The sequence below is a fragment of the Telluria mixta genome (genome assembly GCF_029223865.1).
GTDB classification, from domain to species: domain Bacteria; phylum Pseudomonadota; class Gammaproteobacteria; order Burkholderiales; family Burkholderiaceae_D; genus Telluria; species Telluria mixta.
Window position 1 is genome coordinate 4,363,066 of sequence record NZ_CP119520.1, and the last position, 21,425, is coordinate 4,384,490.

20 protein-coding genes and 1 tRNA gene are annotated in these 21,425 nt (G+C 66.3%); 11 read left to right on the forward strand and 10 right to left on the reverse strand.

Going from position 1 to position 21,425, the window contains the following annotated elements; genetic code table 11:
- The first annotated feature begins 218 nt into the window (after positions 1 to 218).
- From P0M04_RS19525 to P0M04_RS19540, 4 genes are all read left to right on the forward strand, one after another.
- Positions 219 to 1,592 (forward strand): histone H1-like repetitive region-containing protein, encoded by a 1,374-nt coding sequence (locus P0M04_RS19525; RefSeq protein ID WP_259447452.1) that lies wholly within the window; start codon positions 219 to 221, stop codon positions 1,590 to 1,592.
- Positions 1,593 to 1,624: 32 nt separating this feature from the next.
- Positions 1,625 to 1,707: transfer RNA gene (locus tag P0M04_RS19530), tRNA-Ser, on the forward strand.
- 184 nt (positions 1,708 to 1,891) lie between these two features.
- Positions 1,892 to 3,835: a PAS domain S-box protein gene (locus P0M04_RS19535; protein WP_259447451.1), complete on the forward strand. Its 1,944-nt coding sequence runs from the start codon at positions 1,892 to 1,894 to the stop codon at positions 3,833 to 3,835.
- 157 nt (positions 3,836 to 3,992) lie between these two features.
- Positions 3,993 to 6,389, forward strand: a complete 2,397-nt coding sequence (locus tag P0M04_RS19540; protein ID WP_281042046.1) for a TonB-dependent receptor — start codon at positions 3,993 to 3,995, stop codon at positions 6,387 to 6,389.
- 21 nt (positions 6,390 to 6,410) lie between these two features.
- Here the strand turns inward: P0M04_RS19540 and P0M04_RS19545 are convergent, their stop codons facing one another.
- From P0M04_RS19545 to P0M04_RS19555, 3 genes are all read right to left on the reverse strand, one after another.
- Complete coding sequence (locus tag P0M04_RS19545; protein WP_259447449.1) at positions 6,411 to 6,899, reverse strand: hypothetical protein; 489 nt, start codon at positions 6,897 to 6,899, stop codon at positions 6,411 to 6,413.
- A 93-nt stretch (positions 6,900 to 6,992) separates the two neighbouring features.
- The gene (locus P0M04_RS19550; protein ID WP_259447448.1) at positions 6,993 to 7,577 is read right to left on the reverse strand and encodes a TetR/AcrR family transcriptional regulator; all 585 of its coding nucleotides are present in this window, start codon (positions 7,575 to 7,577) and stop codon (positions 6,993 to 6,995) included.
- 72 nt (positions 7,578 to 7,649) lie between these two features.
- Entirely contained in the window at positions 7,650 to 7,934 is a 285-nt protein-coding gene (locus P0M04_RS19555) for a hypothetical protein (RefSeq protein WP_259447447.1), read from the reverse strand.
- A 1,188-nt stretch (positions 7,935 to 9,122) separates the two neighbouring features.
- Here P0M04_RS19555 and P0M04_RS19560 point away from each other — a divergent pair.
- From P0M04_RS19560 to P0M04_RS19575, 4 genes are all read left to right on the forward strand, one after another.
- Entirely contained in the window at positions 9,123 to 9,518 is a 396-nt protein-coding gene (locus P0M04_RS19560) for a cupin domain-containing protein (protein ID WP_259447446.1), read from the forward strand.
- Positions 9,515 to 9,646 carry a hypothetical protein gene (locus tag P0M04_RS19565; protein WP_259447445.1) on the forward strand — a complete coding sequence of 44 codons (132 nt, stop codon included), beginning with the start codon at positions 9,515 to 9,517 and terminating at the stop codon, positions 9,644 to 9,646. The genes P0M04_RS19560 and P0M04_RS19565 overlap by 4 nt, the downstream gene beginning before the upstream one ends.
- A 26-nt stretch (positions 9,647 to 9,672) precedes the next feature.
- Positions 9,673 to 10,548: a redoxin family protein gene (locus tag P0M04_RS19570; protein ID WP_259447444.1), complete on the forward strand. Its 876-nt coding sequence runs from the start codon at positions 9,673 to 9,675 to the stop codon at positions 10,546 to 10,548.
- Positions 10,549 to 10,629: 81 nt separating this feature from the next.
- A complete protein-coding gene (locus P0M04_RS19575; RefSeq protein ID WP_259447443.1) occupies positions 10,630 to 11,733 on the forward strand; it encodes an extracellular catalytic domain type 1 short-chain-length polyhydroxyalkanoate depolymerase in 1,104 nt (367 codons plus the stop codon).
- Positions 11,734 to 11,736: 3 nt separating this feature from the next.
- Here P0M04_RS19575 and P0M04_RS19580 read toward each other — a convergent pair whose 3' ends face one another.
- Entirely contained in the window at positions 11,737 to 12,063 is a 327-nt protein-coding gene (locus tag P0M04_RS19580) for a CzcE family metal-binding protein (protein WP_259447442.1), read from the reverse strand.
- Positions 12,064 to 12,299: 236 nt separating this feature from the next.
- Here P0M04_RS19580 and P0M04_RS19585 point away from each other — a divergent pair, with 236 nt between their 5' ends.
- The 3 genes from P0M04_RS19585 to P0M04_RS19595 all read left to right on the forward strand — a co-directional run bounded on the left by P0M04_RS19585 (position 12,300) and on the right by P0M04_RS19595 (position 16,041).
- Positions 12,300 to 13,511: a benzoate/H(+) symporter BenE family transporter gene (locus P0M04_RS19585; protein WP_259447441.1), complete on the forward strand. Its 1,212-nt coding sequence runs from the start codon at positions 12,300 to 12,302 to the stop codon at positions 13,509 to 13,511.
- Positions 13,512 to 13,523: 12 nt separating this feature from the next.
- The gene (locus P0M04_RS19590) at positions 13,524 to 14,867 is read left to right on the forward strand and encodes an MFS transporter (protein ID WP_259447440.1); all 1,344 of its coding nucleotides are present in this window, start codon (positions 13,524 to 13,526) and stop codon (positions 14,865 to 14,867) included.
- Positions 14,868 to 14,955: 88 nt separating this feature from the next.
- Positions 14,956 to 16,041, forward strand: a complete 1,086-nt coding sequence (locus tag P0M04_RS19595) for a porin (RefSeq protein WP_259447439.1) — start codon at positions 14,956 to 14,958, stop codon at positions 16,039 to 16,041.
- 42 nt (positions 16,042 to 16,083) lie between these two features.
- On the opposite strand, the gene P0M04_RS19600 is transcribed toward P0M04_RS19595, so the two are convergent.
- The 6 genes from P0M04_RS19600 to benA all read right to left on the reverse strand — a co-directional run bounded on the left by P0M04_RS19600 (position 16,084) and on the right by benA (position 21,423).
- On the reverse strand, positions 16,084 to 16,704 hold the full coding sequence (locus P0M04_RS19600; RefSeq protein WP_281042047.1) for a methyl-accepting chemotaxis protein: 621 nt from the start codon (positions 16,702 to 16,704) through the stop codon (positions 16,084 to 16,086).
- Between the two features lie 243 nt (positions 16,705 to 16,947).
- Entirely contained in the window at positions 16,948 to 17,739 is a 792-nt protein-coding gene (gene pcaD / locus P0M04_RS19605) for a 3-oxoadipate enol-lactonase (protein WP_259447437.1), read from the reverse strand.
- Positions 17,740 to 17,742: 3 nt separating this feature from the next.
- Positions 17,743 to 18,516 (reverse strand): benzoate diol dehydrogenase BenD, encoded by a 774-nt coding sequence (benD, locus tag P0M04_RS19610; protein WP_259447873.1) that lies wholly within the window; start codon positions 18,514 to 18,516, stop codon positions 17,743 to 17,745.
- Positions 18,516 to 19,547 (reverse strand): benzoate 1,2-dioxygenase electron transfer component BenC, encoded by a 1,032-nt coding sequence (gene benC / locus P0M04_RS19615; RefSeq protein ID WP_259447436.1) that lies wholly within the window; start codon positions 19,545 to 19,547, stop codon positions 18,516 to 18,518. The genes benD and benC overlap by 1 nt, the downstream gene beginning before the upstream one ends.
- A 17-nt stretch (positions 19,548 to 19,564) precedes the next feature.
- Positions 19,565 to 20,056, reverse strand: a complete 492-nt coding sequence (benB, locus tag P0M04_RS19620) for a benzoate 1,2-dioxygenase small subunit (RefSeq protein WP_259447435.1) — start codon at positions 20,054 to 20,056, stop codon at positions 19,565 to 19,567.
- Positions 20,053 to 21,423 carry a benzoate 1,2-dioxygenase large subunit gene (gene benA, locus P0M04_RS19625; protein ID WP_259447434.1) on the reverse strand — a complete coding sequence of 457 codons (1,371 nt, stop codon included), beginning with the start codon at positions 21,421 to 21,423 and terminating at the stop codon, positions 20,053 to 20,055. Before benA ends, benB begins: the two co-directional genes overlap by 4 nt.
- Between the last annotated feature and the right edge of the window lie 2 nt (positions 21,424 to 21,425).

A 21,425-nucleotide genomic window follows, 5' to 3' on the forward strand; every position in this document is an offset into this window, starting at 1 on the left:
TGGCGCATGCGTTGTTGTTGAGCATTTCGCTCGGCGGGCAATCGTTCGGGATGCCGGGTTTCACCTTTTTTTGGGAAGCGCGACGACTTCGCGCAGACGGGCTACAGGTTAGACTGGCGCCGCGATTACCGCCAATGCCGGCCCCTCCCGCCCCAGTGCACGAGCGCGTCAGCGAAGGAGCGACGCCCTCGGCGCACCTTCTCCCGGCTCCACAAGAGTTGGCATCGGCGCCCGTCGCGGCGCACAAGGTCATCACCAACGTCGTCCGTCCACGAAACCTGCCTTCCGAACCCAGAGAGTTCGGGAAAGCGGAGAAACTTGTGATTCAGCCGGTTGAGCAGCTGGAGCCATCAGCACAGGTCGCAGAGCAGGCACCTACCGACGTGGGGCGGGCGCGGCAAGTGGAGATTCTCGCCAAGACTCAACGTGAAGCAAGGCGGCAGGAAAAGCTGCGGCGCGATGCGGCACTGGCCGGGCAGGAGGAAGCGACGAGGACCGAGGTAGCCAAGCAAGAGCTTTCGAAGTTGGAAGCGCAGCAGGAAGAGGCAAAACAAGAGTTGGCCAGGCAAGAGGCGGCAAAACAAGAGCTGGCAAAGGAAGAAGCGGTGAGGCAGGAGACTGCGCGACAGCAGGCCGCCGATCTTGAAGCGACCCGCCTGGAAGCCGCAAAGCAGGATCAAGCGCGGCAGCAGGTAGCCCGTGTTGAAGCGGCACGTCAGGAAACCGCGAAGCAGGAGCTGGCCGGGCGGGAAGCCGCAAAGCGAGAAGAAGCTCGACAGGAAGCGGCGCGCCAGGAAGCGGCGCGCCAGGTGGTGGCACGGCAGGAAGCGGCACGGCAGGAAGCAGCACGCCAGGAAGCGGCACGGCAGGAAACGGCACGGCAGGAAGTGGCACGGCAAGAGGCAGCACGGCAGGAAGCGGCACGGCAGGAAATGGCACGGCAAGAGGCAGCACGGCAGGAAGTGGCACGGCAGGAGGCGGCACGGCAGGAAGCGGCACGCCAGGAAGTGGCACGGCAGGAAGCGGCGCGCCAGGTGGTGGCACGGCAGGAAGCGGCACGGCAGGAAGCGGCACGGCAGGAGCTCGCGAAAAAGGAACAGGCACTGGCTGAGCGCGCGGCGCAGGAATCGGCGCGCGAAGATCGGTTACGTCAGATCGGCAGGCAACTCGACCTCGAACGGGCTCAGCGCGAAAACACTGCGGACCGTCAGGTCAACTCGCCGTTGCCGACGGCGAGCAGCCTGCGTCGGCGATGGCTGTTCGGGCGTGCGGACTCCGACCGGGATCTGGTGTTGTACGCAGACGCGATGAGCCGGAAGATCGAGCTGAATATGACAATCGACATGGTGCGTGAGGTGCTCAAGCAGCCGCACACACAACCCATGGTGACGATTGCGGTGCGTGCTGACGGCTCCGTGGAAAAGGTGACGTTTGAAGTGTCGAGTGGCGTTCCGGCTCTCGACGATGCCATACGCAAGGTCATTGCCAGCCAAGCGCCTTATGGGGCGTTCTCGCCGTCGCTTGCGCGCCGGTATGACGTCATCGAAATCCGGCGTACCTGGGTTTTCGACTATGCCATCCGTCTTCAATAAGCGATCTGTGATGGCCGATAGCTCCTCTGAGGGGCCGAAGTCGGCCAGAGATTTGTAAGCGCCAAAACGGCTTGCAAAGCCGTCTAGACGGGTTCGACTCCCGTCCTCGCCTCCAGTATTCTTGCAGATCAGTGTATTGGCGCTCATCTACGTCAGCAGTTCCGTAACCTACTACGTTCTCAGAGCAACCGGCTTGTCTACGAGGTCCGAGCGTAGCGATGTCGTCGAGCTCAAACGTGCTTGTCTGGTAAAGTGCCGGGCATGGGCGTTGAGCCTCGATCCACTTAGCGAATTGCCGTATGCCAGCAGCATCTCTTCCTCCCGACGAACTGGAGCGCCAGGAACTGCTCAAGTCCCTCGACATCCTGGATACCGCCCCGGAACCGGTCTTCGACCAGATCACCCGCCTGACGACGCGCCTGCTTGGTGTGCCCATTGCCGTGTTCTCGCTGGTCGACAAGGACCGCCAATGGTTCAAGTCGCGCGTTGGACTGGACGTCGAGGAGACTTCCCGCGAGGTCGCCTTCTGCGCGCACGCCATCCTGCAGAGCGCGCCGCTGGTCGTTCCCGATGCCACTGCCGATCCGCGGTTCGAGGACAACGCCCTCGTCAACGGCGACCCGAACATCAGGTTTTACGCCGGCGTCCCGATTCGCAGCGCCGGCGGTCACGCGCTGGGGACGCTGTGCGCCATCGACTCGCGGCCGCGTCAGCTGTCTGCCGACGACCTGCAGGCGTTGCGGGACCTCGCCGACATCGTGACGAAAGAAATGCATTACCGCGAAGCGTTGGCAGTCGCGCGTCACAGCGTCGAGCGGTCCGGCGATGCGATCGCGTACAGCGAGGCGCGGTTCCGGTCGGTCTTCGACCTTGCCAGCGTCGGCATGGCGATGGTGGCACCGGATGGCGGCTGGCTGAGCGTCAACGAGGCGTTGTGCCGCATCGTTGGCTACGCGCCGGGGGAACTGTACCGGACGACCTTCCGCGACATTACCTATCCGCCGGACCTGGACACGGACCTCGCGTTGCTGCGGCAACTGGAAGCCGGAACCATCGACCAGTACCAGCTGGAGAAGCGCTACGTCAGGAAGGATGGCAGCCTCGTCTGGATCAACCTGAACGTCACGAAGAAAACCGGACCGGATGGCGAACTGCTGTACTACGTCGCGGCCATCAAGGAAATCCAGGCGCAGAAGGAGGCCGAAGCGAAGCTGCAGGCGCTTCGCGCCGATCTGGAAACACGCGTCGCGACCCGTACCACGGAATTGAACGACGCGGTTGGCATGCTGCAGAGTGCCATGGCCCACCAGCGGCAAGCCGAGCAATTGCTGAAGGACCGGGAAGCCGAACTGCGCAGCGTGATCGAGAACGCCAACGATGCCTACATCGGCCTGGACCAGGACGGCATCGTGCGCGAGTGGAACCGGCAGGCCGAGACGACCTTCGGATGGAGCGCCGGCGAGGCGATCGGGCGGCCGCTGGACGCTTTGATCATTCCGGCCGAGATGGGGGACATGCATCGTCGAGGGATGGCGCGTTACCTGGCCACCGGCGCGGCGACCGTCCTGGGCAAGCGACTCGAACTCCCGGCCGTACGCAAGGATGGCTCACGGCTCATGGTGGAAGTGCGGATCACCGCGCTCGAAGTGAAAGGCACGACGATCTTCAGCGCCTTCCTGCACGACATCACGGAACGCAAGGCGCTCGAGGCCCAGCGAGAGTACGACTCGCGCCACGACGCGCTGACCGGGCTCTTGAATCGACGCGCTCTGACCGAAAGCCTTCCGATCGCACAGGCGCGCTCGAGGCGCACCGGCAAGATGCTCGGCGTGCTGTTCATCGACCTGGACGGATTCAAGGCCGTCAACGACACCCACGGCCATGAGGCGGGCGACAAGCTGCTGTGCGAGATTGCCAGCCGTCTGCAGGATACGGTGCGCAAGACCGACAGCGTATTCCGCCTGGCGGGCGACGAATTCACGGTGCTTCTGGAAGACATGACGGATACCTTTCCGGACGTGCATGCGGTGGCGCAGAAGCTCGTCGAGCAGATCTCGACCCCTGTCGACCTGTGCGGGCAGGGCGCTACCGTCGGCGCCAGTATCGGTATCGCCATCTTCACGCCCGAGAGCAGCGTGTCGGGGGCTGATCTCCTCAAGGAAGCCGATTATTGGATGTACGAGGCGAAGAAGGCCGGCCGAGGGCGGGTTCTGCCCGAGAAAACCAGGGCATACAGCGCTTGACCTGTATTCGACGCAGGCTTTTTTTCCAATTTCGCATGCCGAGGCTTGGCGTTCTGATCGCGAGGATTTATGCTTCGTTGAAGTAATCCTTTATCGAATTGATCGAATATTTCTTGGGCCTGTGATGAAGTCGAGTCGGCGGAATTTGCATCGGCGTATGAACAGGCATGCCGTCCGGCTTGCACTGACCACGACGGTTGCGGCGGCGGGCGTGCCGGAAACCTGTCGCGCCCAGGATGTCATGCCGGTGGTCACAGTCACCGCGCAGAGCCGGACCCAGGAAATCCAGAACGTGCCGATCGCCGTGCAGACGCTGGCCGGCAGCGCGCTCAAGGATGTCGGCGTGGTCAACCTCGCCGACTTGGACGCGTTCGTCCCCGGCTTGTCGGTCGAGCCATTGCAATCCACCCGTCCAATCATCTTCCTGCGTGGCGTCGGCACCTTGGACTATGGCATCGGCACGGACTCGCCGGTCGGCATCTTTACCGACTCCGTGTACGTCGGCAAGACCGGGGGATCGCTGCTGAACTTCAATGACGTCAAGCGGATCGAGGTATTGAAAGGTCCGCAGGGCACGCTGTTTGGACGCAATGCGGCAGCCGGCGTCATCTCCATTGTCACCAATGATCCGGTCGAGCGGATCGAAGCGAGCGGACTGGTCCGGGTCGGCACCCGCGGCGCGGTCCATACCGAGCTGCTCTACAACACCCCGCTGGCCGAAGGTTTGGCACTGCGCATCTCGGCGATCGACCAGCGCGACAACGGATGGGTCCGGAACACCTTCGACGGGAAGCGCATGGGCGACGACGGTGAACGGGGCGTGCGCGCCACCGTGCGCTGGCGGCGCGACGACAGCGACGCCATTCTCGGCTGGGAACACGGGGTGATGCGTGTGTCCGGCCCGCCGGTGTTTTCCCTCACGGGCGGGAAGATCGATTTCGGCGGGCCCGCGACATGGGTCGATCCGCGCAAGCAGCCGCTGGCCTCCGATGCCGTGCCCAATGCGCAGTCGCGCACCTTCGACGGCCTCACTCTGCGTGTGACGACGCCGCTGCGCCATGCGACACTGAGCAGCATCACCGCCTACCGCCACTTCAATACGCAGAACTGGCAGGATAACGACGGCTCGGTGAATCCGGCAGCGTATATCGGCATCGGCAACGTCGAATCGAACTCGACCTGGCAGCAGGAGTTCAAGCTGAGCGGCCAGACCGGCGCGCTCGACTGGGTGGGCGGCGTCAGCGCCTATCGCGAGCGCGCCACCCAGACGCAACACGTCGACTTGACCACGCTTTCGCTGGACACGCTGATTCGTCATGCGGCCGGCAGCGCGCCCTATGCCACGCTGACCAGCCTGGCCCAGGGCATCGGCCGCGCCACCGGCAACGCGGCGCTGCAAGGGCTGAGCCTCGCCGGCCTGCCGTGGCGCGAGAGCATCCACGACAAGGGCGAGTACCGCGCGTATGCCGTATATGGCGACCTGCTCTGGCATCTTGACCCTGTCACCAACCTGACCGTCGGCGGCCGCTTCACGCACGACGACAAGCGCTTCAGCTGGTACAACCCACCGCGTATCGCCAGCGAGCTCGACGCTCGCCTCGCGGTCATGCAGCAAGCGCAGCTGTTTCCGACCGCTGTCGCCCTGAAACTGCTGACCCCGCAACAGGCCGCATCGCTGCAGGCCGTCGTGGCACGCAATGTCGAGTTCAACAACGCCGTAGCGAGCACCAGGCCGTTCCCGGCATCGAGGAGCTGGAACAACTTCAGCCCGCGTATCGTCCTGGACCGGCACCTGACGCCGGACCACATGGTGTACGGCTCGTGGAGCAAGGGCTATCTGGCCGGCGGTTTCGATTCCCTCGGCGTGAACGGCTACTACGACGAGGAACTGGTGACGAATACCGAGATCGGCATCAAGGGGCGGGTGCGTGCGCTGGGCCTGTCCTACGACGCGTCGATCTTCCATTACGCCTACACCAACCTGCAAAGCCTGACCCTGGTGCCGTCCAACGCCGGCGCCGGCGTGCCCAGCTACCAGGTCGTGAACAGCGACCAGCGCGCCACGGGCGCCGAGCTGGGCGCGCAGTGGACGCTCAACCGGATCTGGCGCCTGAACGGTGCCTTGGCCTACCTCGACCAGACTTATGCGCACTACGTGTCGCCGGGTGGGGTCAGGCTGGACGGCCAGCCGGCCGGCGCGCCGCGCCTGAGTGCCAGTGCCGGCGCCAGCGCGCGCTGGCCGCTGTGGAACGGGACGGCGGATTTCAACGTGATGCTCGGCTACATGGGTGAGCGGCGCTGCAATGCCGACACGAGGGCGCAGGGGACGTGCAACCCCGGCGGCAGCGTCGATACCGGGGCGGCGCGCGAGAAAGTCGATGTGCGTCTTGGGTGGTCGGCGCCGTCCGGCAACTGGGGCGTGGGCATGGTCGTGACGAACTTCACCAACCGGCAATATGTAGCGATCAGTACGCTGGGTTCGGTCGTGGGCTCGCCTTACAGCTATGTGACCAAGCCGCGCACGATCGCGCTCGAACTGCGTGGACGGCTGTAAGGGAGGATCCGGCGAGCCGGATCAGGCTCTCGAACGGCGCAGCCGCAGCATCTGGTAACCGGTGCCGAGCAGGAATAGCGCGAACACGCAGGCCAGCGCCAGCTTGACGGGCGGCGAGTCCGGACCATGTCCGATCGGATGGCCGACAGGCAGACGGCTCAGCGTCTCGTTCGTCCCCGGCACCAGCAGCAGCATGAAGCTGAACGACATCAGGCCGACCTGCAGATAAGCGCCTGCACGGCCGAGGAAGGCGATGCGGGGCGCGACGGTGGCGCACGCCATCACCAGCAACGTCAGCAGGCCGAGCGCATGTCCCGGATTGAACCCGCCCGTGCTCGACAGTCCGACGGTGGTGACGACGGACGCGACCATGCCCGCCCAATAGACTTTACCCGGGCCGCTGGCCGGATCGATGCGGCCGTGACGAACGAAGGCCAGCAGGCCGGCAACGATGGGGATCAGGCTCAGCACCGTATGGATGGCGCCGAGACTCGAGAGGGGATGCGGCATGGTATGACTCCTTTGGTAAATTCGACCTACTAGTTGGTAGGTTGCTCGTGCTAAAAAAAGGCCCGGCGAACCGGACCCGGACATAAGGTGCGATCAGGCCCCAGCCGACAGGCGCGCCAGCTGCGGGTCCATGATGGTGCCGAAGATGGCGGTATCGCCATAGGCGCGGGCCGACAACATGGCGCCGTGCACGGTCGCCATGAAGGCTTCCGCTTCGACGCGCGGCGTACCGGTGAGCGCCACGACGCCGAGCGCCGCGCCGCGTTCGAGGACCGACGTGAGCCAGCCCGACAGGAAGCGGAAATACGCGCGGATCTCGAGCGCGATCTCTTCCGGCAATACCGGCAATTCATTGGCCAGCAAGGCGCACACGCAAAACGGCGCGCTCGCGTCGCCGATGCATGTTTTCCAGTAGCCGATGTAAGCGCGAAGTTGATCGAGCGGTCCCGGCACGGCGCGCTCGAGATTGGCGATGCCTTCCTCTGCGGCCCCCCGATACCGGATGACGAGGGTCTTCACCAGGTCAGCCTTGCTCGGGAAGTGGTGGTGGATGCTCGGCTTGCGGATGCCAACGACCTCGGCAATGTCTGCATAGCTGAAACCGTTGTAACCGCCGGCGACGATCAGGGAACGTGCGCAGGCGAGGATATCGTCAGCAGTCGAGAGCGATTTATTCATGACAGCGAGATTACCTTCTAGTAGGTAGGCTGTCAAGCGCCGGCAGGCGCCGGAAGTGAGATACGGCGGCGCTTACTGGTCGAGGCTTGCCAGCGCCCAGCACTGCGTCCACGAAAAAATGGCGTGCCGCTGCTCGTTGTCGAGGGCGCCCGTGAGGATCTCGGTCAGGAAATGGGCAACGCGCGTGCGCAGATGATACGGAAGACACGCTGCCGTCGCGATGGATGACTCGATGTCCGGGTGCACGCTCGACATCATGATCTGTACGACGACCTCCGCATGTTCAGTCCAACCGGCACCGTCGACGTAGTTCATGAGCGCGTTAACGCTGTCTGGCAGTTTCATCTGGTCTCGCATGGGCAGCGTATCCGGCTCGAATGGGTGAAGACATCCAGAGTACCTCACTCGGGTGACCGACAGGATGAAATGTGGAACAAGGAGACGTATTCGTAGCACGCGATGCAACGATATCGTGGTGTGGCTGGTACACCGATGCCTGATCGATATGCGAAACGCTATGTTTTTGACGAGACGAGACCCTCCGGGGCGCTGTCACGACCGCAATTGCGCCTGTCCGATCCAGCCGGAACCGGGGCCGTCGGCGGAACGGAATCATCCGATGGCAGGAGGCTCTGTCTTCGATCGCATGGGCGGTCCAGGATGCGCAGCACCGCATTCAACGACAGGCCATGGTCGAGCAGGGCGATAACGGCGCACTGCCGATACCCCGGTTCACAGAAGTTCAGTATCGCATCGATGTACAGGGCTGTCAGCCGGTCAGTTCTCTGCTCCATCAACGCAATTTATGACACGCATCATTTCGCGCGTTGACGAAGATCAATTTACGTTCGGAAAACTAGAGCGTCGCTACCGACTTGCACAGGCGAACACTGTCGACCAATCGCGTTCTGGAGCAGACCGGTTGTTGACGTACATCAGCGCATTTTGATGACGTCGATCTAAGATGCAAAACGCTTGAGGAGAAAGAGGAGACAAGCGCAATGACGCCCGTAGAGGTGTTGCTACCGGAGCCGGCGGTCGGGAAATATACCGGCACCAACAATCAGTAGAGAGGTCCGTGCCAGCCGATGTCGCCGCAGAGCGGCAGGGCCTCTCTGCTATCGATTACGTGTGCAAATGTGCACAGCGTACTCTTCCTGCCCCGAGCCGTCTCGCTGACCGTGCTCGTGCCTGACAGGCGTGACTTTCCCGGCTCCCGCCGGCCCAGGCCGGCGGCAGTGCCACGCGTTACCGCCTGGCTCGCCTCGGGTAGCGCCGTGCGCGCCGCAAGCGGCGCAGGCCCACGCCCGGTCGCCCGGTGCGAGCCGCCCATTGCGCGTGCCGCATTGCGAACACAGTTTGCTGGACGGGTACCGTATGCCCGGACCTCGGCGTCGATATGTGCCACAGAGTGTAGGGCAATGTGTCGGATTGTGTCGAGGCTTACCCCGGACACATCGGCCCCCTTTGTCGACACAAAGGCGACACGCCGCCGACAACCAGGGATGCGTTAATGACGGCTCGAACAACCGGACAGGAGCCGACATGAAGACACGAACCACCCTGGCGCTGCTCGCGCTGACCCTCGCCACGCTGCCCGCGATGGCGCAGCAGCTGGACGCTAACGGCATCGGCCGCACGGAACTCGTGCGCCACGACTTCGACGCCACGCGCGAAGCGATCCAGGTGCGCGTCGATTTCGGGCCCGGCGTCGCCTTCCCGCGCCATTCCCATCCCGGCGTCGAGATCGCCCATGTGGAGCAGGGGACCATCGAATACGAGCTGGACGGCAAGCGCGTGCTGCTCAAGACGGGCGAGACGGTGTACATCCCGGCCGGCGTCGTGCACTCGGCCCGCAACGTGGGCGGCGGCAATGCGGCGGAACTGGCGACCTACATCGTCGAGAAGAACAAGCCCGTGGTCGTACTGGCCAAGCCATGAGCGCGCGCCGACTCCTCGCCATCGGCCTCGGCGCCATCGCATTCAGCGCGGCCGCGGCCCCGCTGCCGGTCGAAGGCACGTTCGCCGGCTTCGACGCGCGACCACGTGGCTCAACGGCACGCCGCTGACGCCGCAGAAGTTACGCGGCAAGGTCGTGCTGGTCGATTTCTGGACGTACTCCTGCATCAACTGCATCCGTACCTTGCCCTACATCCGCGCGTGGGCCGAGCGGTACCGCGACCAGGGCCTGGTCGTCGTCGGCGTGCACACGCCCGAGTTCCGGTTCGAGCAGGACCTGACGAACGTGAACGCGGCGATCGGCCGCTTCGGCATCGACTTCCCCGTCGCCGTCGACAGCGACCAGCGGATCTGGCGCGCGTGGAACAATCGTTACTGGCCCGCGTACTACCTCGTCGATGCCGCGGGGCGCGTGCGCTACCACCAGTTCGGCGAAGGCGATTACGCCCGCACGGAAAGCGCGATCCAGTCGCTGCTCGCGGAGGCCCGCGGCGGCGCGCCCGCGCCGACCGCCTTCGTGAACCCGGTCACGCCCGGCGAGCAGCGCGCACCCGATCTCGCCAGTCTCGCGTCCGACGAGACCTATGTCGGCTACCGCAAGGCGGAGAATTTCCGGTCGGCGGAACGGGTGGCCGAGGACCGTCCGCGCACGTATTCCATGAGTGGCCTCGCGCTGAACCAGTGGGGCCTCGCCGGACGCTGGATCGTGGGCGCGGAAAGCGCCGTCGCGGACGCGCCGGACGCGCGCATCGCGTACCAGTTCAGCGCCCGCGACCTGCACCTCGTGCTCGGCCCCGGCGTGGCGGGCCGTCCGGTGCGCATCAGGGTGACCCTGGACGGCCAGCCGCCCGGCGCGGACCACGGCACGGACATCGACGCGGACGGCAACGGCGTCATCACGGCCACCCGCCTGTACCAGCTGGTGCGCCAGTCGGGCAAGGTGCGCGCACGCCGCTTCGAAGTGCGCTTCCTCGATCGCGGGGCAGAGGCCTACGCGTTCACGTTCGGCTGAGGCCCGACAACGTACGCCAGCGCACGGAGCTCGACGCGGCGTAGCGTTATATTGCGGTGCAACATATCATGCCGGGACGCCATGGCCAGACCCGTTCGAAAGACACGACTGCTGCGCAGCCTGACCCGTGCCGCGAAGGCGCAACAGTCGATGCTGACCACGCTGCTGGACGTCTACACGCCGACGCCGTCCAGCCCGGCGCGCAAGGCCGCACCGCGCAAACCCGCGGCGAAGTCAGGCATTTCGCGGCCTGGCCTCGCGCCCGCGACCGGCAGGTGGCTCGCGGGACGCTTCCCGCTGGCCGCGACGCCGGCTGGCGCAAGGGACATGCAATACTGGCTGTATGTGCCAGACTGTGCACCGGACGAGCGGCCACGCGACGGCTGGCCGCTCGTCGTGATGCTGCACGGCTGCCACCAGAGCGCCACGCAGTTCGCGCAGGGCACGCGCATGAACCACCTGGCGGAACACAAGGGGTTTGCGGTGCTGTACCCGCAGCAGTCGGTGACCGTGCAGGCGCAGCGGTGCTGGCGCTGGTTCGACCGGGCCACGCAGGAAGGCGGCGCGGAAACCGGGGTGCTGGCGTCCCTGATCGGGAACGTGTGCGAACAGCATTCCATCGACCGGCGCCGGATCTATGCATGCGGTCTGTCCGCCGGCGCGGGGATGGCGGCGATACTGGCACTCAACCATCCGGAACTCATTGCGGCGGTCGCGCTGCATTCCGGCCCCGTATTCGGCGCCGGGCATGGTCCGGTCGGCGCGTTGCGCGTGATGCGCCATGGTGCCGCGGAGCAGGCCGACGCCGCCATCCGCGGCCTGTTGCGGGGCCGCCCGGCCGCGCCGATGCCGCCGATGCCGGCGCTGCTGATCCAGGGCGAGGACGACCAGGTGGTGGATCCGGTGAACCAGCGGCAGCTGGCGCACCAGTGGCTGCAATTGAACGGGTTACCGGCAGGCCCGGCGGCACGGGTCGCGGTGAAGCCCGCGGGCCGGGGCGGCAGTCGTAATGCGCATGAGATCCACGATTACCTCGTGGGGCGCAAGGTCGTGCTGCGCGTGGTGCGCATCGCCGGCCTGGGGCATGCATGGAGCGGCGGCGATCCGGCACACGCTTTCAACGCCAAGGCAGGGCCGGATGCCAGCCGTATGGTGCTCGAGTTCTTCGGCCGGCATCGTCGTTGACGGTCAGCTGTTGTGGTAGCTGGCGCTTTGGCCGACGTAGACGACGGCCGACGTGGCCGGGCTGCCTTCCGGAGCGACGCGTGCGAGCGGCACGGCATCCACGTTCGAGCGGGTGGCCACGGTCCAGGTGAAGGTGTCGCCGCCCAGCCGGATGGTTACGGTCTCGCCGTTCGCCACGTTCACGTAGCGGGTGGTCGGCGTCACGTCGATCACGCGGCCGGCCGTGGAAGTCGCAGGTGCCACGGTGCCGTAGCTGTCGGCGGCGTGGGCCGGGATCGAGAGGGCGAGCGCCAGCAGCGGTGCGGCGGCGAGGATGGTCGTTTTCGTCATGGTGTTCTCCATTGGTTGTTCGCGGGATCGCGATGTAGTTCATTAGACCTCGGCGCTTTGTCCGGCATATCTCCGCCATGTGTCAGGCGGCGGGCCGTTTGTGTCGCGGCGGCCGCCTGACACAGACGGAAACACGCCATACCCATCAGGTATCGAATGGATACCAAAACGGTCTTGGACGCGCCTGTGCAATCTCTCTACCCTTGGCTCCGATAACGATAAAACAAGGAGACACCATGGGCACCGGACAGGTGGAATGCGCCGCCGCGCACGGCCGGCGCTGGTCCGACGGATCCCTGTCGGCCGTGGCCGCGGGCTTCCTGGCCGTGCTGGTGTCGTTCTCCGGACCGCTGGCGATCTTCTACCAGGCCGCGCAGGCGGGCCGCCTGCCGGACGCCATGTTCGCATCGTGGGTTTGGGGCATCTCGGTCGGCGCGGGCATCGCCGGCATCGTCCTGAGCTGGCGTTTGCGCGCGCCCGTCATCACGGCGTGGTCGGCACCGGGCACCGCGCTCCTCATCACGCTGTTTCCGCAGCTGCCGCTGCGCGAGGCCGTCGGGGCCTATCTCACCGCGGCCGTCATCCTGCTCGCCATCGGCCTGTCCGGTTCCCTCGAACGCATCATGGCCCACGTACCGAAAGGGATCGCCAGCGGCATGATGGCCGGGATCCTCGTGCCATTCGGGATGAACGCGTTCAAGACGGCCGGCACGCTGCCGCTGCTGGCGTTCGGCATGATTGCCGCGTACCTCGTGTTCCGGCGCGCGGTGCCGCGCTACGGCGTGGTGCTGCTGCTCGTCGCCGGCACCGGCATCGCATGGCTGTCCGGCGCAACGCATTTCTCCGATGTCCGCTTCGCGTTCGTCGTGCCCTCGGTGATCGCGCCCGCGTGGAGCTGGACCAGCACGTTCAGCCTCGCACTGCCGCTCGTGCTGGTGACGCTGACCGGCCAGTACCTGCCCGGCATGGCGGTGCTGAAGACGTCCGGCTACGCCACGCCGGCGCGGCCGGTGATCGTCACGTGCAGCCTCGTGTCGCTGGCCGTTGCGTGCACGGGCGGCATCACGATCGCGATCGCCGCCATCACGGCCGCGATGTGCACGGGCCGCGACGCGCACGAGGACCCGCGCCGCCGCTACGTGGCCGGCATCGCCAACGGCGTGTTCTATCTGCTCGCGGGCCTGTGCGGCGGTTCCATTGTCATGCTGTTCGCCGCGCTGCCGAAGGAACTGATCGTCTGCCTGGCCGGACTGGCGCTGCTCGGCGCCATCGGCTCGAACCTCGCCGGTGTGATGGCCGCCGAGGATCACCGCGAAGCGTCCGTGATCGCCTTCCTCGCCACCGCGTCCGGCATGACCTTCCTCGGCCTCGGCGCCGCGTTCTGGGGCGTCGCCATCGGCATGGCGGCGCACCGCATCCTGCACCACCCCACGACAACACATCCATAAGGAGACAACCCAATGAGACATATCGACATCCACGCACTGGCCGACGGGGCCAGGTTCAACCGCTTCCACGCCGGCATCCTCGCGTGGTGCGCCCTCATCATCATCTGCGACGGCTACGATCTCGCCGTGGCCGGCATCGCGCTCCCTGCCATCATGAAGGAGATGGGCGTGACGGCGCAGAACGCCGGTTTCATGGTCAGTTCCGCGCTGTTCGGCATGATGTTCGGCGCGATCTTCCTCGGCACGATCGCCGACCGCATCGGGCGGCGCCACGCCATCGTCATCTGCCTCGCGCTGTTCAGCGTGTTCACGGCCGCCGCGGGCATGAGCAGCGATCCGTACGTATTCAGCGCGATGCGCTTCCTCGCGGGCCTGGGCATCGGCGGCGTGATGCCGAACGTGGTCGCCCAGATGACGGAATATTCGCCCAAGCGCATCCGCGCGACGATGGTCACCCTGATGTTCAGCGGCTACGCGGTCGGCGGCATGCTGGCCGCGCTGCTGGGCAAGGGATTGATCGAGCACCACGGCTGGCAGTCCGTATTCCTCGCGGCCGGCGTGCCGGTCCTGCTGATCCCGTTCATCCTGAAAAGCCTGCCGGAATCGATGCCGTTCCTCGTGCGGCGCAACCGGCTGGCCGAACTGCAGCGCACGCTCGCGCGCATGGAGCCGTCGTATCGCGCCGAATCCGGCGACCGCTTCGACCTGCCCGCCACGGACCGCGCGCAGGGCGCCCCGATCGGGCAGCTGTTCCAGGACGGCCGCGGCCTGTCCACCGTGATGTTCTGGATCGCGTTCTTCATGTGCCTGTTCATGGTGTACGCGCTGAGCTCCTGGCTCGCCAAGCTGATGGCCGGCGCGGGCTACAGCCTCGGGTCCGCGCTGACCTTCGTGCTCGTGCTGAACTTCGGTGCCGTCATCGGCGCGGTCGGCGGCGGCTGGCTCGCCGACCGCTTCCACATCAAGTACGTGCTGGTCGCGATGTATGCGCTCGCCGCCGTATCGATCACGTTGCTGGGCTATCCGGTGCCCACGCCGGTGCTGTTCGTGCTCGTCGGCCTCGCCGGTGCATCGACCATCGGCACGCAGATCGTTACCTACGCCTATGCCGGCCAGTTCTATCCGACCGCGATCCGTTCGACCGGCATCGGCTGGGCGTCGGGCGTGGGCCGCAGCGGTGCCATCCTCGCACCGATCGTCATCGGCACGCTCGTCGGCATGGCGCTGCCGCTGCAGCAGAACTTCCAGGCGATGGCCATCCCGGCCGTCATCGCCGCGGTGTCGGTTTCCCTGATCCGCCACGGCCGCTCTGCGTCCGCCGTGCCGCAGCAAGTCGGCGCCGTCGCCGAAGCCTGACCCGATTCCCTCTATACGTTTTTCATGGGTGCGCGGCATCCAGGGCGGAGCTTTGCCTCCGCCCGAATCATAACCAACCGGAGACATGATGAAAAAAGCAGTATCGATCGCCCTCGCGGCGGGTCTGGGAGCGGGCGGCGCACATGCGCAAAGCCAGGTGACGGTGTACGGCATCGTCGACGTGGCGCTCGCGCACATGAACAACGCGGACGCGGTGGGCCACAGTGTCACGCGCGAACCGTCGCTGACGGGCAGCCTGCCGTCGCGCATCGGCTTTCGCGGCAGCGAGGACCTCGGCGGCGGGATGTCCGCCGTGTTCAATCTGGAGAGCGGCTTCAACCCCGACGTCGGCACCCTGGGGCAGGGCGGCCGCCTGTTCGGACGCCAGGCCTGGGTCGGGCTGCGCGGCCGCTGGGGCACCTTGCAACTGGGCCGCATCCTCAATATGACCTATCTCGCCACGATGAAAAGCGACGTGCTGGGGCCCAATCTCTTCTCGATCAACAGCATCGATTTATACCTGCCGAACGCGCGCAGCGACAACGCGATCGGCTATCTCGGCACGTTCGACGGCCTGATGGTCGGCGCCACGTGGAGCGTCGGGCGCGACGCGTCGGCGGCCGGCGGCCCATCCGCCACCGGCTGCGCGGGCGAGGTGCCGGGCAATGCGCGCGCCTGCCGCCAATACACGGCGCTGCTTGGCTATGACACGAAGGCCTACGGCATCAACGCCACGTACGACAAGCTGTACGGGAACACGGGTGCCGCGGGCGGACTGACGAGCAGCGCGCACTACGACCGCCGCATCACGGCCAACGGCTGGGCGATGGTCGGTACGACAAAGATCGGCGCCGGCGTCATCGCTCGCAAGACGGACGCCGCCACGGGTATCACCGAGTCCGACCTGTTCTACCTCGGCGCAAGCATTCCGGTGGCGCCGCGCCTGACCCTGGATGCCCAGGTGGCACGCAAGGACGTCAAGGGCTCGCCCGACGACACGAACCTGGCAGTCGCGCGCCTGACGTACGCGCTGTCCGTGCGCAGCGCCGTGTATGCGGGCGTTGGTCGCATGGACAACCACGGCGCGGCCGCGATCGCGCTGGATGCGGGCGGCACGACCGCGCCCGGGAAAGCGCAGAGCGGGGTAATGGCGGGGTTGCGGCACGCGTTCTGACCCGGCGCCGGCAACGACATCCGCCCTTTTTGCTTGTGGGGTTCAGTCGGCGCGGACCTGCGCCGGCCCGCCAAGCCCCGCGATATCGTCCCGCAGCTGCATCCCGAGGGACTCCTGTTCCTGCAGCGCGGCGACGACCTGCTGGACGATCCGTACACGCTGGCTTGCGCCGGCCACGATCTCGTCCATCGCCCGCAATGCGCTGTCGGCCTTGCGGGCGCCGTCCCGCGCCTGTGCCAGCGTTCCGCTGGTTTCGTCGATCGCGGATGCCGACGAGCGCTTCAGCTGCGCCGCGATGTTCCCGATCTGCTGGCCCGCGCTGCGGGAACGCTCTGCCAGCTCGCGGACTTCCGCGGCAATGACGGCGAAACCCCGGCCGCTGGTCCCGGCGCGGGCCGCTTCGATGGCGGCGTTGATGGCCAGCAGATTCGTCTGCCTGGCGAGGTTCTGGATGGTCTCGACGATGCTCCCGATGGTCGCCGCCTGCGTTGCCAACGCCTGGGAGCTCGCGAACGTGCGCTCGAGGTAGTCGGCGACGGTGGTGATCGACGCGACCGAGTCGCGCACCGCGCCGCTGCCACGCTCGATCGCCTCGCCGGAATGGGCGGCGATCGCGCCGGCCCGTTCCATCTGCACGAGGGCGTTCGCGGTCGACGCCTGCAATGCGTCGAGGCGGGCGTCGCAGCGGAGCAGGGTCTGCGCGAGTGTGTCCTCGGCCGAGGGGGCGCAGGCGCGGGCGCCGCGCGCTCGGCCGGCGCGGGGTGGAACGGGACTGCGGCAATGGCGGACGCACGTCCGCGGGTCGTGCGTCGTGCGAGCGTCGAGAAAATCGATGTAGGCAGTTTCATGAACCGTTCGGAAGAGTCGTGAAATGTAAAAAGGGCGCCGCGAGGGCGCCCGGTGGGGTCAGGCGGCGAGGAAGCGCCGCAGGTGCTCGGAGAAGGGGTGTTCCGCTTCGATGTTCGAGATATGCGATGCGTCCACTTCGGCCAGGGCGGCGTTGGCGATTGTCTCGGCCAGCATGCGCGCATCGGCGACGGTCGTCACGGGGTCGGCGCGGCCGGCGATGACCAGCGTCGGGCAGCGGATGGCGGCGATGTCGGCGCGCAGGTCCGCCTGCGCCAGCGCATCGCAGCACGCCGCATAGCCTTGCGGGTCCTGTTCGCGCAGCCGGACGAGCATCGCCTCGACGAGCCCGGGCGAGCGCGCGCCGAAGGCCGGCGTGAACCAGCGCGCCGCGGCGCCGTCGGCCACGCCATCCATGCCGCCGGCCCGTACCTGGGCGGCGCGCGCGGTCCAGCCCTCATGCGTGCCGATGCGCGCCGCGGTGTTGGCCAGCACGAGCTTGTCCAGGCGCTGTGGCGCGTGGATGCCCAGCCATTGACCGATCATGCCGCCCATCGAGATGCCGCAGAAGTGCGCGCGCTGAATCTCCAGCGCGTCGAGCAGGCCGACGACGTCGCTGCCGAGGCGGTCGAGCGTCACGGGTGCCGTATTACGCCCGGACCTGCGACCGGACAGGCCGTGGCCGCGCGTGTCGTAGCGCACGACGTGATAGTCGCGGGCCAGCACGGCGGCCTGCGGGTCCCACATCGACAGGTCCGTGCCGAGGGAATTCGACAGCACGATGCAGGGCCGCGCGGGATCGCCATCGGTCCGCACGTGCAGGCGGACGTCGTCAATATCAACGTATCTCATCGTTCACCCCTGATCGCCGCCGCCCACGGGGAGGACCGTGCCGGTGATGTACGATGCCTCGCTTGAGGCGAGGAACAGGATCGCCGCCACCTGCTCGGCGATGGTGCCGTAGCGGTGCATCAGGCTCGTCGCCGTCGTCTGGTCGACGATGCCCTGGTACCACGCTTGTTCCTGTTCGCTCAGCGGCTTCGGGTTGCGCGGCACCTTGCGCGGCGGCGCCTCCGTGCCGCCGGTGGCGACGGCGTTCACGCGGATGCCGTCCTGCGCGTGCTCCATCGCGAGGCTGGCCGTCAGCGCGTTGACGCCGCCTTTCGCCGCGGAATAGGGGATGCGGTAGATGCCGCGCGTGGCCACCGACGACACGTTGACGATGGCGCCGGCCCGCGCGGCGATCATCGCGGGGAGCACGGCGCGGCAGCACCACAGGGTCGGGAACAGCGAGCGGCGGATCTCGGCCTCGATCTGGTCGGGCTCGTATTCCTGGAAGGGCTTGGCCCAGATCGTGCCGCCCACGTTGTTGACGAGGACGTCGATGCGGCCGTGGACCTCCAGCGCGCGCGTCGCCAGCGTGGACGCACCGGCCCACGTCTCGAGGTCGGCCTCGACGACGACGGCTTGCGCACCCGTCTCCTGCGCGACCTCGTGCACGAGCGGCGAGCGATCCGCGAGCACGAGCCGCGCGCCTTCCGCGGCCGCGGCCAGCGCAACGCCGCGGCCGATGCCCTGGGCGGCGCCGGTGATGACCATCACCTTGTCCTTGAACCGGTCCGGATGCATCATGCCGGCACCCCCGCGGTGCTCGTGGCCGAGAACTTCTCGAAGTGGAAAGCGTTGGGCTTTACGCCGCTGGCATCCAGCCAGCCGCGCACCGCGTCGACCATAGTCACGGGGCCGCACAGGTAGACGTCGACGTCGCCGCCGTTCATCCAGCCCGGTTCGACGTGCGCCGTCGCATAGCCCTTGCGCGCATGCGTGCTGGACGCCGCCGCCACGCACGTCACGTACTGGAACTGCGGATGTGCGGCCGCGATGTGGTCAAGCTGATCGAGGCCGACCAGGTCGTGGTCGTTGGTCACGGCGTACACGAGGCGCACCGGATGCGGGAAGCCCTTGGCCGCCAACACATCGAGCATGGACAGGAACGGCGCGATGCCGGTGCCGCCGGCCAGCATCAGCACGGGACGCTGCACGGGCCGCAGATAAAAGCTGCCGTACGGGCCGGAGAACGAGACGGGTTGCCCGGCCTGCGCCCGGGTCGTCAGCCAGGTGCTCATCAAGCCATCGGGCACGTTGCGCACGACGAAGCTGGCCTGATCTGCGCCGGGCGCGGAGCTGAACGAGTACGACCGGGTCTGGTCCGTTCCCGGCACCGTCACGTTCACGTACTGGCCGGGCAGGAAGTCCAGCTGCTCCGGATGGTCCGGCGCGATCGTAAAACGGATCGTGGACGGCGACAGCTGTTCCACGGCGGTGACGGTGCCGGGGAAGTCGCCGACGCCGGTCTTGCAGGCGGCGGACGTGGCAGGGATGCGCACGACGCAGTCGGACGTCGGGCGCATCTGGCAGGCCAGCACGTAGCCGGCGCGCGCATCCTTCTCCTCGAGGGCATCCTCGATGTAGCTGTCCGGCGGCATGTCGTAGCTGCCCGACTCGCACAGCCCGCGGCAGGTGCCGCAGGCGCCGTCGCGGCAGTCGAGAGGGATGTTGACCTTCTGGCGGTAGGCCGCGTCGGACAGTTTTTCGTTGGGGTTGCAGCCGATGAAGCGCGTGACGCCGTCCTCGAACTGCAGCGCGATCGTGTGACTCATGACCGTCTCCTGCTTGATTAGATGTGATAAATGTCGATCACCTGGCTGATGTAGTCGTTCTTCAGGACGACGTACTTTTCCAGGATCTTCGGCTGCGGACCCGAAAAGTCGATCACGTAGCGGGACATGCCGAAATAGCTGAAGTCGGTGTGGTAGCGGTGGCTCAGCGTGTGCCAGTTGAAGCGCACCGTGTGGCGCGTACCGTCGACCTGTTCGAGCTCCACGTTGGCGATGTTGTGGCTCGTGCGCGTATCGGGGATCGTCGCGCTGGAGCGTTCCGTCTTGATGCGGAAGATCCGGTCTTCGAGGCCCTGGCGGCTCGGATAGAAGATCAGCGAGATCTCGCGCTCCGGGTCCTGGACCAGCGTGCCGTCGTCGTCCCACGACGGCATCCAGAAGCGGGCGTTCGCGTCGTAGCACTGGAGCCAGTCGTCCCACTGTTCGTCGTCGAGCAGGCGCGCTTCGCGGTAGAGGAAGGCCTGGATATCCTGGATCGTGACCGTACTCATTTTGCGTCCCCCTTCGTGTCGAACGCCTTCTTCATGACATCGAGCCAGTAGCGGTGCTGGATCGTGTACAGCCCTTCGTCCTCCGTGCGCACGCCGCTCATCACGGGGGCGAGGCCGATGTCCTTCGCCGCGTCGTCCGCGCCGTGGATCCAGTGCGTGGCGCCGCGGCACATGTCGTTCCACTGCATGGCGGCGCCGTTGTAGCCCTGCTGGCAGGCACGGAATTCTTCCAGGTCGTCCGGCGTCGCCATGCCGCTGACGTTGAAGAAATCCTCGTACTGGCGGATGCGGTGGGCGCGCGCCTCCGCCGATTCGCCCTTCGGCGCGATGCAGTAGATCGTCACCTCGGTCTTGTCCACGGCCAGCGGGCGCAGCACGCGGATCTGGGAGCTGAACTGGTCCATCAGGTACACGTTCGGGTACAGGCACAGGTTGCGCGAGCGTCCGACCATCCAGTCGGCCGTCGCCTTGCCGTATTTTTCCGTGTACTCGGCATGGCGCGCAAAGTTCGGGCGGTCTTCCGGATTCGCCCACTGCGACCACAGGAGCATGTGGCCGTGCTCGAAGGCGTAGAAGCCGCCGCCCTGGCGGCCCCAGTTGCCGGCGTCCATGGCGCGGATCTTGTCTTCACCGGCGGCCTGCTCCTGTTTGCGCCGGTTCGTCGTGGCCGCGTAATTCCAGTGCACGGCCGTCACGTGGTAGCCGTCGGCGCCGTTCTCGGCCTGCAGCTTCCAGTTGCCTTCGAACGTGTAGGTCGACGAACCGCGCAGTACTTCCAGCCCTTCCGGCGACTGGTTGACGATCATGTCGATGATCTTGCCGGCCTCGCCGAGGAAGGCTTCCAGCGGTTCGACGTCCGGATTCAGGCTGCCGAACAGGAAGCCCTTGTAGTTGGCGAAGCGCGCCAGTTTTTTCAGGTCGTGCGAGCCTTCCTTGTTGAAGCATTCCGGATAGCCGGCCGATTCCGGATCCTTCACTTTCAGCAGCTTGCCGCTGTTGTTGAAGGTCCAGCCGTGGAACGGGCAGGTGTACGTCGCCTTGTTGCCCCGCTTGTGGCGGCACAGCTGGGCGCCGCGGTGGCTGCACGCGTTGATGAACGCATTCAGCTCGCCGCTCTTGTTGCGGGCGATGAACACCGGCTGGCGACCGATGTGCGTCGTGTAGTAATCGTTGACGTTGGCGACCTGGCTCTCGTGCGCCAGGTAGATCCAGTTACCCTCGAAGATGTGCTTCATCTCGAGTTCGAACAGGGCCTCGTCGGTGAAGGCGCTGCGGTGCAGGCGGTGGTCGCCCGTTTGCGCGTCTTCGATCATGTAGTCGTCAAGGCGTTTCGGCTTGAACGCGTCGACAGGAACGATGGGGATCATGG